Genomic DNA, 11892 nt, shown 5'->3' on the forward strand with positions numbered 1-11892 from the left:
GACTTAAATGAAAATAGGAGTCTTTGTCTGCCATTGCGGGACAAACATCGAAGGTACCGTGGACACCGCTGCAGTTGCCGCAGCCGCACGGGAATTCCCCGGTGTTGTTTTCGCAACAGATACAATGTACGCCTGCTCCGAACCCGGACAGGACGAGATAATAGAAGCAATCAAGGAACATAAACTCGACGGTGTGGTTGTCGCATCCTGTACCCCCAGAATGCACGAACCGACCTTCCGCAGAACGCTGGAAAGAGCCGGCTTAAACCGCTACCTGTTCGAGATGGCCAACATCAGGGAACACGTTTCCTGGATCGGTAAAGACCGTGAGGCAAACACCAACAAAGCTGTCGATCTGGTTCGCATGGCTGCTGCCAAGCTGCTTCAGGACAAACCGCTTAATGCCAAATTCTTTGACATGAACAAGCGGGTCATGATCGTTGGCGGTGGTGTTGCCGGTATTCAGGCGGCTCTCGACTGTGCTGACGGCGGGCTAGAGGTTATCCTCGTTGAAAAAACTTCCTCCATCGGTGGTAAGATGGCTAAACTGGATAAGACTTTCCCCACAGTGGACTGCTCCAGTTGTATCCTCGGCCCCCGCATGGTTGATGTAGCCCAGCATCCCAACATCACCCTCTACGCCTGCTCAGAAATTGAGGAAGTGAACGGTTATGTCGGCAACTTCTCCGTCAAGGTAAAAAGAAAAGCCACTTATGTAGACTGGAACAAATGTACCGGTTGCGGCATCTGTATGGAAAAATGCCCCAGTAAAAAGGCTGACAACCCCTTTGACGAAGAACTGGGTAAAACTACCGCGATCAACATTCCCTTTCCACAGGCCATCCCCAAAAAAGCGATTATTGATCCCAACTTCTGTATAAAAATCAAACGCGATAAATGCGGCGTCTGTGCCAAGGTCTGTCCCTCTGAAGCCATCGTTTACGATCAGGTGGATGAATTTGTGGTCGAAGAAGTGGGCGCAGTTGTCGCGGCTACCGGTTTCGATCTCGTGGACTGGACTGTGTACAGCGAATACGGCGGAGGCAAGTACCCCGACGTAATCACCTCCTTGCAGTATGAGCGAATGCTCTCCGCTTCAGGACCAACCGAAGGTCACATCAAGCGTCCTTCCGATGGTAAGGAACCGGAAAATGTGGTCTTCATCCAGTGCGTAGGCTCCCGTGATAAATCCATCGGGCGTCCTTACTGTTCCGGTTTCTGCTGCATGTACACCGCAAAACAGGCCATCCTGACCAAAGACCACTGCCCGGATTCACAGTCCTACGTATTTTACATGGACATCCGCTCTCCGGGTAAGATGTACGACGAATTCACACGTAGAGCACAGGAAGAATACGGCGCGAGGTATATCCGCGGACGCGTATCCATGGTTTACCCCAAAGGGGACAAACTAGTTGTACGCGGTGCTGACACCTTGATGGGTGATCAGGTCGAAGTGGACGCGGATCTCGTTGTCCTCGCCGTCGGTGCTGAAGCCGCTGTCGGCGCATCCGATCTGGCTAAGAAACTGCGTATCTCTTACGATGCTTACGGTTTCTTCATGGAAGGCCATCCCAAATTGAAACCCGTTGAAACCAACACAGCCGGTGTTTTCCTCGCCGGTTCATGTCAGGGTCCCAAAGATATCCCTTCCTCCGTCGCGCAAGGCAGCGCGGCTGCGGCAAAGGTTCTGGCCATGTTCTCCAAGGACCAGCTGGAAAGTGACCCCGCGGTTTCTGTAGTTGATATCAAACGCTGCATCGGTTGCGGCAAATGCATCAGCACCTGCCCCTTCGGAGCCATTAAAGAAATGGACTTCCGCGGGCAGCCCAAAGCTGAGGTGATTGAAACAATTTGTCAGGGCTGCGGTATCTGCACATCCACCTGTCCGCAGGGTGCAATCCAGCTCCAGCACTTCACTGACAACCAGATTCTTGCGGAGGTTAACGCAGTATGCCGGTTCTAGAAGGTAAAGAGCTCAGAATCGTCGGTTTTCTCTGCAACTGGTGCTCCTACGGCGGCGCGGATACCGCGGGCGTCGGCAGGTTCACTCAGCCGACTGACTTAAGAGTTATCAAGGTTCCCTGTTCAGGAAGAATAGATCCTCTGTTTATTGTGAAGACACTCATGTCCGGTGCGGACGGAGTGCTCGTGTCCGGTTGTCACCCCAACGACTGCCACTATGCTGAGGGCAACTTTTATGCCCGCCGCAGGCTCGAAATGCTCAAAAGATTCATACCCATGCTGGGAATTGAACCTGAACGTTTCGATTACACCTGGGTTTCTGCATCAGAAGGCCAGCGCTGGCAGGAAGTTGTGACCAAGTTCACCGAACAGATTCACAAACTCGGCCCGGCCCGGAAGATTGAAGGCCCGGATGCTGAGGAGACACTCAAATTGATGGAAGCCTCCCTCTAGGCAGGGCAGTTCCACGCAAGGAGAAACAGAGTGAAAAATCTGGAAGATCTTAAAAAACAAATCAAGGATGCCCTGCCGGAGCTGGATGTGGTCATCGGTTGGTCGGACAGTTTCGACCCGCTGCATGCCACCCCGCATTTCATACGCAGGGAAGAAGACATAGATAAATTGAAAGTGGACGCGCTCTGCGTTCACAACCTCGCCACCTACCTGCCCTCACTGAAAGGTAAAAAGGTCGGTATCGTGGTCAAAGGCTGCGACAGCCGTTCCGTTGTAGAACTGCTGCAGGAAAACCTCATCAAACGTGAAGACGTAACAATCTTCGGTTTCGGTTGCGACGGCGTTGTTGACCAGACCAAGATCCGCCGCGCAGTTGGTGATGTAGGAATGCTCGAAGCATGTGAAGTGAGCGACAACGAAGTCAAACTTACCGTTGCAGGAAAAGAACACAAACTGCCCTTGGCTGACGTTCTCGCAGACAAATGCGGAACCTGCCGCTATCCTAACGCGGTCCTTTCCGATCAGTTTGTTGGTGAAGAGGTCAAAACCAACGCTTCTTTCGAAGACGGTTACAAAGACCTTGAGGAATTCGAGGCCAAATCCACCGAAGAAAAATTCGGTTTCTGGCTTGGAGAAATGGATCGCTGCATCCGCTGCTACGCATGCCGCAACGCATGCCCCATGTGTGTATGTCGCGACCATTGCGTGGCCCAGTCCCGTGATCCTCACTGGCTCAGTCAGGAAGCCCACGTCCGCGACAAGTGGATGTTTCAGGTTATCCATGCCTACCATCTCGCCGGACGCTGCACCGAATGCGGTGAATGCCAGCGCGCCTGCCCGGTAGACATTCCGATCCTGCTCTTCAAGAAGAAGTTCAACAAGGAAATCAAGGAAGTCTTCAACTACGAAGCCGGACTTGATCCTGAGGCAACTCCTCCGCTTCAGACCTTCAAAGTTGAAGAACCGACTATCAAGGAGAAGGAGTGGTAGCCATGGCAAAATTCATCAAATCCGACCAAGTATCGGCATGGCTGGAAGAGCTGGGTAAGAAACACGAAGTGCTCGCCCCGCGTAACGAGGGTGACGCAATCGTATTCAAACCCTACGATGCCAAAAAAGGTTTCAACATCGAACGTGAAGCAACCGCTCCACCGAAAAAAGCCTGCTTCCCGCAGAGTGAAACCCTTGTTGAATTCAGCCACATCAAAGATCTTGAGAATCCCGAGAAAGTGGCCCTTGATGTGAAGGAAACCATTCCAGATTCATCATGGGTTGTTTTCGGCAGTCGTCCCTGTGACGCTAGAGGATTCACCATGTTCGACCGTGTTTACCTGAACGGCAAGCACGTGGACGTATATTACAAAGCCCGCAGGGAAAACACCTGCTTCATCACCCTCGCGTGTGAAAAAGGTGAAACCACCTGCTTCTGCAACTGGGTGGGTTCAGGACCTTCCGATCCTACCGGCTCCGATGTACTCATGGTCCCTGTAGACGGCGGTTACTTTCTGGAAGCTGTCAGCGATCGAGGTGAAAAACTGCTCGAAAGCTCTCTGCTGGAAGACGGCGGATCAAAACAGACCGCTGCCGATGAATTCCGCGCCAGCGCCGACCAGTCCATGAGCGAAGCACAGGACCTGACCAAAGCTCCCGAAAAGCTTCTCGAAGCTTTCAACGATATGGACTTCTGGGAAGAACAGTCCTCCAAATGCCTGAGCTGCGGCGCATGCACTTATCTCTGTCCCACCTGCTACTGCTTCAACATCACTGATGAAAGCGACGGCATATCAGGCCAGCGCATCAGAAGCTGGGACAACTGCATGTCCAACCAGTTCACCCTGGAGGCCAGCGGTCACAATCCGCGTCCCACCAAGGCTCACCGCCTCAGAAACAGGGTCGGCCATAAGTTCAGCTACTATCCGGACCTGCACGACGGAGTTATATCCTGCTGCGGTTGCGGACGCTGCATCAAGAGCTGTCCCGTGGGCGTTGACATCCGTGAAATCGTCCTGAACGCTATTGCATATGAAGCAAAGGAGAAGGCAAATGACTAGCAATCCTTATCTTCCGGCAATGGCCACCATTCAGGAGGTCATTCAGGAAACTCCCAATATCATGACCTTCCGGGTAACGTTAAATAACCCGGAAACCAAAAAGGCTTTCACCTTTGAACCCGGTCAGGTGGGACAGCTGTCCGCCTTCGGGATCGGTGAATCCACTTTCGTAATCAACTCTTCCCCCACCCGCATGGATTACCTGCAGTTCAGCGTAATGCGCACCGGGGAAGTGACCGAAAAGCTGCATAAATTGAGTGCGGGCGACCAGATCGGCGTACGCGCTCCGCTGGGTAACCATTTCCCTTACGAAGCCATGAAAGGTAAAGACATCGTCTTTGTCGGCGGCGGTATCGGTATGGCTCCCCTGCGGACCCTGCTCTACTACATGCTGGATAACCGCAAAGACTACGGCAAAATCACCCTGCTCTACGGAGCAAGATCCCCCGTGGACATGGCGTACCAGTATGAATTGCCTGAATGGCTGGAGCGGGACGACCTCGACACCCACCTGACAATTGATGCGGAATATGAAGGCTGGGAGCATAACGTAGGGCTGATTCCCAACGTGCTTCTGGACATCAAACCTCCGTCCAAAAACGCATTCGCAGTTACCTGCGGACCGCCAATCATGATCAAGTTCACTGTGCAGGCCCTTGCCAAGCTCGGTTTTAAGGATGATCAGATCATCACCACACTTGAAAAACGCATGAAATGCGGTATCGGCATCTGCGGTCGTTGCAACATCGGCACCAGCTATGTATGTCAGGACGGACCCGTCTACACATACGAACAGCTTAAGAAACTGCCTAACGAAATGTAGTTTCCGGTCCCAGCTGACTGGGATAAGATCAAAAAAGAACCCCGTCCTTGAATCAAGGGCGGGGTTTTATTTCGTCTTTAACTTTACAGTAAACCTTTTTTTCCACTATTATGAAACCATGAAAATTCTGCTCGTTGATGACGAAAAAATAAATACTCTATCTGCATCCCGACTGCTTGAGAAACAGGGATTCTCTGTAAGCGTTGCGGTGAATGGACTGGAAGCACTGGATAAGCTGCATGAATCGGAGTTCGATTGCATTCTCATGGACATTCAGATGCCGGAGATGGACGGTTTTGAAGCGATATCACGGATACATGATGAATTTGTGTTCGGTGAAAAATCCAAAACTCCAATCATTGCCATGACCGGCCACTGCTATACCGATGCCCTTGACGAACTCAGACAAGCCGGCATCGAACACTACGTATGCAAACCTTTTGATTTCAACCATCTGCTTGAAGTTATCAAGAAAGCTACCAGTTAAATAGGCCGCAGGCGCCATCACACAAACTGCGCCGCCGCATATCCTGACGACCATGCCCATTGCAAATTATATCCACCCAGCCAGCCGGTGACATCCAGCACTTCACCTATGAAATAAAGGCCCGGAACTTTATTGCTTTCCATGGTCTTGGATGAAATCTCAGCGGTATCCACACCTCCGGCAGCGACCTCGGCCTTGGCGAAGCCTTCAGTCCCCTGCGGCTTGACCACCCACGAATGAATACGCCCTGCAAGAGCTATCCTGCGTTCTTTGGTCAACTGGCTGACTGCGGTGTCAGAATCCTGCCCCTCAAGCAACAGATCTACCATCTTGCGGGTGAAAAAGCGGGCGAAGAAATTACGCAGAGCGACATTCTCAGTGCGACTGGCTTCCAGCTCGTCTGAAATATTGTGAGTGGGCAGTAGATTGATGGTCAGTGCTGAGCCTCGCCGCCAGTAGTTGGAGATCTGCAACACCGCAGGACCGGATATTCCTTTGTGGGTGAAAAGCATATCGCTCTGGAAGACACGGCCCTCGCATTCGATGGAAACCGGCAGGGCATTGCCGCTGAGCTCTTTACAAAACTTACCGTCACGGCCGCTGATTGTGAACGGGACCAGCGAAGGACGTACCGGAAAAACATTCAACCCATATTGTTCGGCGATTTTGTACCCGAATGAAGTAGCCCCCACCTGCGGCCAAGCCGGAGAGCCCAGCGCCACGACAAGCGCGGGTGCTTCAAAATTCTGACCGCCGCTTGTAACTACAAACGGGCCTTCGCCGCTGATTGATTCCAGCTCACGATTCATAAGCGTTTCCACTCCGGCACGATGACATTTGGAAACCAGCAACCCCGCAATCTGCCCGGCCCCGTCAATGGTAAAGAGCTGCCCGGCCTCGCGCTCTTCGTATTCAATTCCCGCCTCGGCAACAAATGAAATTATATCCCACTGATTATGTCGTGCCAGCGCGGATTTAACAAAATGCGGATTCGCCGAAACATAATTTTCCGCCGAGACATCCATATTGGTAAAGTTACATTTGCCGCCCCCGGCAACACGGACCTTACGTCCTGCTTTTCCTGAATGGTCAAGCACCAGCACCTTACGCCCGCGCGCGGCAGCATGCATTGCACAATAAAGCCCGGACGCGCCCGCGCCGAGGATAATTACATCGTATTTAGAAGAGGTGTTGTTCATGTGAGGGGTTGTAGGATGGATTGGGTAGTGGGTAAAGGGTTAATGCAGACTCATAGAATGACATCTTCCCCTATTCTGTACCGATCTAATTTAGAAAAATTCGGCCTTCTGGGGGTGGTTTATGGCCCCCCTAAGAAAGGGGGGACAACCACAGCACAGGTACTTATTTCTACAAGTGGTTTGTAGCAACTGCTATCCCTGCAGGGTTAAACCACTTAACATCTTTATTTTGTACCACAATTAAAGGGTATCTTTGCTTTTAAAACTGATATTCAGCTTTTTTCCGGAAAAATACATGGCTCTTGGCATACAATCTCCATTTAATAACGGAAATGCTTTTAGGAGAGCTTGCTCTACTTCAACATCATCTTTGCCAAGCCTATGGTTTGCTGCTGACAAAAAGCCGTGCAAAGATGAAATAGGATGAGATTCTAACATCTTTAGACCGCACTGTTTATAAATATATTGCATTTCATCTTTAGTAAAAACTCTGATCGTGACATTTGATTTAGCCCATTTTTTTTGCAACAGACTCTCTATTTTATTTTTATCTTCAAAAGCAATAGCGTAATATAAATTTCCTTCTTGCATTAATTCAGAATGAGTTATGATACCATTAGGTGCAAGGGCTTTTGCGAAGTGCTCTAATCTTTTTTCAAATTTTTTATTTAGATAGCAGAGCACTTCTATACTTACTAATGCATCAATACTATTTTCGGGGATGTTAAGATCTAAGACATCAGCGCAAACCACTTGGACAAATTTACGCTGCGTAGGGCTTAAAGAATTATATAGTTGTTTTGCAGATTCCGGGTGACATTCTACTGCTATTATATTTGTGAATCCCAGTTTTAAAAGTTCGTGGGTAATTCGCCCGTCACCTGCTCCTAATTCCAGCACTGTACACGCCCGTGGAAGCAAGTTCAGAGTTTCGGACAGTAATCTGCGGTATACTTCAATATCAAGCGAGGATGTTGTCAAAGCAATATCAGCTCGGTCACGTAGAGTAGAGCCATGACCGTTAATGTTTAATTTCATCCAGTCAGATGAAGGCGTCTTTGACGATACAAAAAAATTGGGTTCAATTTCACCTAGATCATAAACTAATTCTCGTGCCAGAAGGGACATTTAATCTCCTTGTTTTTTATAGAATGTATATAGCTTTCTAGAATCATGAATAATTTGGAAAAATCGTTCTTTAAAGAAAATAGTACCTTTGTTTAAAGCTTTCTTCGTGTTAGCACTGCTGCCAAAACCGGCAAAACGAACACTCCTTTCTTTCTGCAATACAAGCCATTGCCATACAAGAAAAAGGTTAGCATTAGGTTCGGGGGAATTTCGGTCAACAAACCAATTTCTGGCTATACAACAATGCTGATTGATTCTGTCTGAAATCATTACGGCAACGATTTTGTTTTCATGGATCACTTTGTGAAAAAAAATATTATCACTAAAGAGGTCACTTCCCAGTATGATCTCCGGATCCGGGACGGTAATTGATTTGCTCTGCTGAGTAACTAACTGTTTACGGATACGGATAAAATCATCAACATCAGCAGATAGAAAGGAGAACGTTTTATCTCTTTCAATTTTACGGATCATTGTTTGATTATTCTTTTTCAGCTGAATTTCTTTTGCAAGATTAATATAAAATTCACACTGCATATTATCAAGTTTGTATCCCCAATGCAGAAGAGAGAAGTCCTCGACCTCGTGAATTTCTCCCCCAAGGCAACAACGGCTACGCCGACCATAATCTATTCTATAGTCTTTATTCCCCGCATGAGACTGACAGTAAGCAATAAGGGCTCCGATGCTCTCATGCCATAGGCTAAAACTGAGGTCTTGTTTTGCGAGTATCCCACCATAGGCAGAAGTAAAAGGTGTTTTGAATATAATTTGTTGAGGGGAGCTAACGACCCCAAATGAACAACCGGAAATAATTTTACCTTTATGCTTAAAATGAATGTAGTGAATTTCCCCTACTTTACTTTTAAAAGTATCTTGCCATCGTGCACTATCAAAAAAAGTTGCACCTATTAACTTTGGTAAGTTAGTATCCCATACAGATCCAGACACTCGCTCAGATTTTACACTCAGACTTTGAATGGCACCGGGAAATATATTTGTGAAATCCTCGGATATCATAGCATTTCTTTCAGGGTACTAACCCTCTCTTTTTTAGATAGTTGAGATAAAACATCTATGAAAATTTTTTCCATTCCATTCCCCCTCCTACGCATACTATGTGTCTCTTGTTCAGTGAGTTGCGGCAAAATGTGTCCGTTAAGAGCAGATAAGGTTTCATCAATTGTTCTGCTGTTAAACCAGATATGTACAGGGTGGAAGTTTAAAACTTTAAGACCAGGATCATTAAAACCGCTAGGATTGAAAACCGCTGTATCTGGATTAATGCGCATATACAAATTATCTCCACACCAGATAGGAAAGCGGACCAATTTCATGAATCGAATCGGCTCTATGTCACTTTGGAATGGGATTAATACTGAAGAATCATATTTGATCCCATGTTTTAGGAATAGTTGCTCTAAATTGCTGTGCCAATATAGCCTGTGTGTACGACATCCTACTGCTTTGGGATAAAGTAAGGCTACATGACTTAGTCTGTTTTCTTCGCAATCTCCCTGGGTAGAATCATTCATCAAATTTGGATGGAGTCCAATTTCAATCTGAGGATTTTTTTTAAAAAAATATGGCGTAGTACAAAATATGGTTGCAGGAATTTTGAACTCCTGAAGCAAATCGACTACATAATCAATCATAAATTGGGGGGCCCAATCAGTGTCTAGTGTTATAACATATCTAGCTTTATCCATAAAAATGTATGGTTAAATGTTGTAAATCAAAAGTATAAATCAAGCACAAAGTTAATCCACTTTTAACCCTTTGCTTATACCTTCCTCCAATGAGGCAGAGAGTGGCGGTTCCCTGTGTATTTCAAATGAAGAGAAGTCGTTCCTAATTATAGCAGGAACATTTCCCCACGGAGACAGGGCAGTGCGTATTTGTTGGATGATAGTTTTTGGAGAAGCGCAAATATCTTCATAGTTAACTGAAATGCTACTAACACCTGGAGTATCCAATTCCTCAGTCATTTCAGCACAGCAATATCTTGTTTGTAATCCGACCTCTTCACCCGGATTTTTACACTTGAATGGGCCGGCCGCAGGGATTAGAGACCACCATGTGTGGTAATTGCCATATCTGTCTTTGCGGCAGCGCAATAATGATCGGGCAATGTCACGCTGATTTCTGTGGATATGGATAAATAGTGATTTGGGATGCAATTCTGTTAGAAATCTGGCACAAAAACCGGCAATGACAGTCTTAAAAACGAAGCTTTTTCCACTTGCCCCCAAAATTTCAGATCTAAGGGTATGGGTCAGCTTTTTTTTGTCGACCCTGCTTAAATCTTCTTTGGTTAAATGATGTGTTAAATTCTTATCTAAGTGGAGCCAGTATCGCCAGAAATATCCAAATTCATGCGGGCCGGCGGGAACAGGAGTTTGGCCCTGCGTTGATTCAAAAACAGGTGCAGAATCAGGATTGTCTCCTAACACAGCATTTGCTATGTGTATTCCAACTGAAGGACGTGCCCAGAAACGTGCCATTATATTGCTTACATACCCAACATCGAGATGTTTACTCAATAATTGATATAATAACGTTGTTCCTGATCTAGGTGCGCCCACAATATAGATTAAAGGCAAATCAACTCTCTGCGGGATGGGTGGAAGCTCTATTTTTTGCAAACCAATATTCATCGCATTCAGGAAAAGTTCTTCACCTTGCTTATACGCAAACTCATCTTTGCTGCTTATTCTGCGGTGTGGGTCGGGTCTCATTATTGTCTCACAGGGAAAAGGTAATAGCCTTTAAAAGCTTCAAATATTGATTCATTTGATCGTAAAACATCTTTGCCTTTTGAAGTGGCAGAAATAATGTATCCATATGGATGGCTTAAGGCTCCCCAGCCAGCTTTAAAATGATGTAAGCTCTTTTGCTTTGCGTGAGTACCTCCAAAATTCCATTTATTTTTGCCTTCCCGAACGCTCTCACATAATGCATGGAAGATTAAAAAAGACATGGGCTGTCTAGGGCGGAATTCATGTTTGATCACTGGGATAAAGTATTCAACCCATCCCTTATGCTTAAGCAGGAGGAGAGCAGCAACAGGTTCGCCGTCAGACAAAGCAAGAGATAGCTGACTGCTATTTGACAGTTCGTTTCGTAAGGCCTTAAAATGTTGTTCTGATTTTGGAGTTCCGCCTATGGCACGCATATTCTCTTTATGGGTTGACAAGAGAAAAGACCATGCCTTTTCATCATTGGCTATGCGGCGCGTAAACCCTTGTTTAAGTGATTTGCGTACAAGATTGCGGGTTTTACTCTGCATAATTGAAAAGACTTGTTCCTCTACATTATCGCTTTGCTGTGGAAGTTCTAGTATTTGTGCTGTTCGCGGCTCCAAAGTACAGTCCTGCAAGTTTGCAAAATATATTTCCTGATGCCAATATTCAGAAGGTGAAAGACTTATACTGGCGAAAAGAAGTTCTTGCTCTTGCTGCATGTCTTCAGCAAAAGACTTTATAAGAATGTCACGAATTTCTTCCCCAGCCCCGTCCGCTATTACGCATCCCCCATGGCTGCCAAACCACGGAGAGCTGTTGTATACTGTTCCGTATTGCGGATGATATTTCCTGTAATAGCGCATAAAGCCCAATAGATCGCTATCGTTCCAAACCGAAAGAATACGTTCTTCGCCACCAACTGCGGAACTTAAAAAGCGTGCATATCCCGGCAGGTGATAAACCATACCTTCAGAGGAATTGTTAACGCAATTTTCTATAAGTGTGTTGTCTGTGAAATTTCTTTTTATTTTCAGCATTATTG

At 47.0% G+C, this 11892-nt stretch carries 12 protein-coding genes; 6 read left to right on the forward strand and 6 right to left on the reverse strand.

Annotated elements, in window-relative coordinates:
* The first annotated feature begins 7 nt into the window (after nucleotides 1-7).
* The 6 genes from ACKU35_RS01275 to ACKU35_RS01300 all read left to right on the forward strand — a co-directional run bounded on the left by ACKU35_RS01275 (nucleotide 8) and on the right by ACKU35_RS01300 (nucleotide 5779).
* Nucleotides 8-1966 (forward strand): CoB--CoM heterodisulfide reductase iron-sulfur subunit A family protein, encoded by a 1959-nt coding sequence (locus ACKU35_RS01275; RefSeq protein ID WP_319762370.1) that lies wholly within the window; start codon nucleotides 8-10, stop codon nucleotides 1964-1966.
* The gene (locus ACKU35_RS01280) at nucleotides 1954-2418 is read left to right on the forward strand and encodes a hydrogenase iron-sulfur subunit (RefSeq protein ID WP_319762372.1); all 465 of its coding nucleotides are present in this window, start codon (nucleotides 1954-1956) and stop codon (nucleotides 2416-2418) included. The genes ACKU35_RS01275 and ACKU35_RS01280 overlap by 13 nt, the downstream gene beginning before the upstream one ends.
* Before the next feature lie 30 nt (nucleotides 2419-2448).
* Nucleotides 2449-3408 carry a 4Fe-4S dicluster domain-containing protein gene (locus tag ACKU35_RS01285; protein ID WP_319762373.1) on the forward strand — a complete coding sequence of 320 codons (960 nt, stop codon included), beginning with the start codon at nucleotides 2449-2451 and terminating at the stop codon, nucleotides 3406-3408.
* A 2-nt stretch (nucleotides 3409-3410) separates the two neighbouring features.
* Nucleotides 3411-4469, forward strand: coding sequence for a 4Fe-4S dicluster domain-containing protein (locus ACKU35_RS01290; protein ID WP_319762375.1), 1059 nt, complete (start codon nucleotides 3411-3413; stop codon nucleotides 4467-4469).
* Nucleotides 4462-5292, forward strand: coding sequence for an FAD/NAD(P)-binding protein (locus ACKU35_RS01295; protein WP_319762377.1), 831 nt, complete (start codon nucleotides 4462-4464; stop codon nucleotides 5290-5292). The genes ACKU35_RS01290 and ACKU35_RS01295 overlap by 8 nt, the downstream gene beginning before the upstream one ends.
* Nucleotides 5293-5410: 118 nt before the next feature.
* Nucleotides 5411-5779 (forward strand): response regulator, encoded by a 369-nt coding sequence (locus ACKU35_RS01300; protein ID WP_319762379.1) that lies wholly within the window; start codon nucleotides 5411-5413, stop codon nucleotides 5777-5779.
* A gap of 17 nt (nucleotides 5780-5796) precedes the next feature.
* Here ACKU35_RS01300 and ACKU35_RS01305 read toward each other — a convergent pair whose 3' ends face one another.
* From ACKU35_RS01305 to ACKU35_RS01330, 6 genes are all read right to left on the reverse strand, one after another.
* The gene (locus ACKU35_RS01305; protein WP_319762381.1) at nucleotides 5797-6978 is read right to left on the reverse strand and encodes an NAD(P)/FAD-dependent oxidoreductase; all 1182 of its coding nucleotides are present in this window, start codon (nucleotides 6976-6978) and stop codon (nucleotides 5797-5799) included.
* A gap of 240 nt (nucleotides 6979-7218) precedes the next feature.
* The gene (locus ACKU35_RS01310) at nucleotides 7219-8106 is read right to left on the reverse strand and encodes a methyltransferase domain-containing protein (protein ID WP_319762383.1); all 888 of its coding nucleotides are present in this window, start codon (nucleotides 8104-8106) and stop codon (nucleotides 7219-7221) included.
* The gene (locus ACKU35_RS01315; RefSeq protein WP_319762385.1) at nucleotides 8107-9126 is read right to left on the reverse strand and encodes a hypothetical protein; all 1020 of its coding nucleotides are present in this window, start codon (nucleotides 9124-9126) and stop codon (nucleotides 8107-8109) included.
* Complete coding sequence (locus tag ACKU35_RS01320; RefSeq protein ID WP_319762386.1) at nucleotides 9123-9815, reverse strand: hypothetical protein; 693 nt, start codon at nucleotides 9813-9815, stop codon at nucleotides 9123-9125. The genes ACKU35_RS01315 and ACKU35_RS01320 overlap by 4 nt, the downstream gene beginning before the upstream one ends.
* A gap of 51 nt (nucleotides 9816-9866) precedes the next feature.
* Nucleotides 9867-10844 carry a sulfotransferase gene (locus ACKU35_RS01325; RefSeq protein ID WP_319762388.1) on the reverse strand — a complete coding sequence of 326 codons (978 nt, stop codon included), beginning with the start codon at nucleotides 10842-10844 and terminating at the stop codon, nucleotides 9867-9869.
* Nucleotides 10844-11887, reverse strand: a complete 1044-nt coding sequence (locus tag ACKU35_RS01330; RefSeq protein ID WP_319762390.1) for a GNAT family N-acetyltransferase — start codon at nucleotides 11885-11887, stop codon at nucleotides 10844-10846. Before ACKU35_RS01330 ends, ACKU35_RS01325 begins: the two co-directional genes overlap by 1 nt.
* Nucleotides 11888-11892: the final 5 nt, after the last annotated feature.

The sequence above is a fragment of the Maridesulfovibrio sp. genome, from assembly GCF_963676065.1.
Taxonomy (GTDB): Bacteria; Desulfobacterota; Desulfovibrionia; order Desulfovibrionales; family Desulfovibrionaceae; genus Maridesulfovibrio.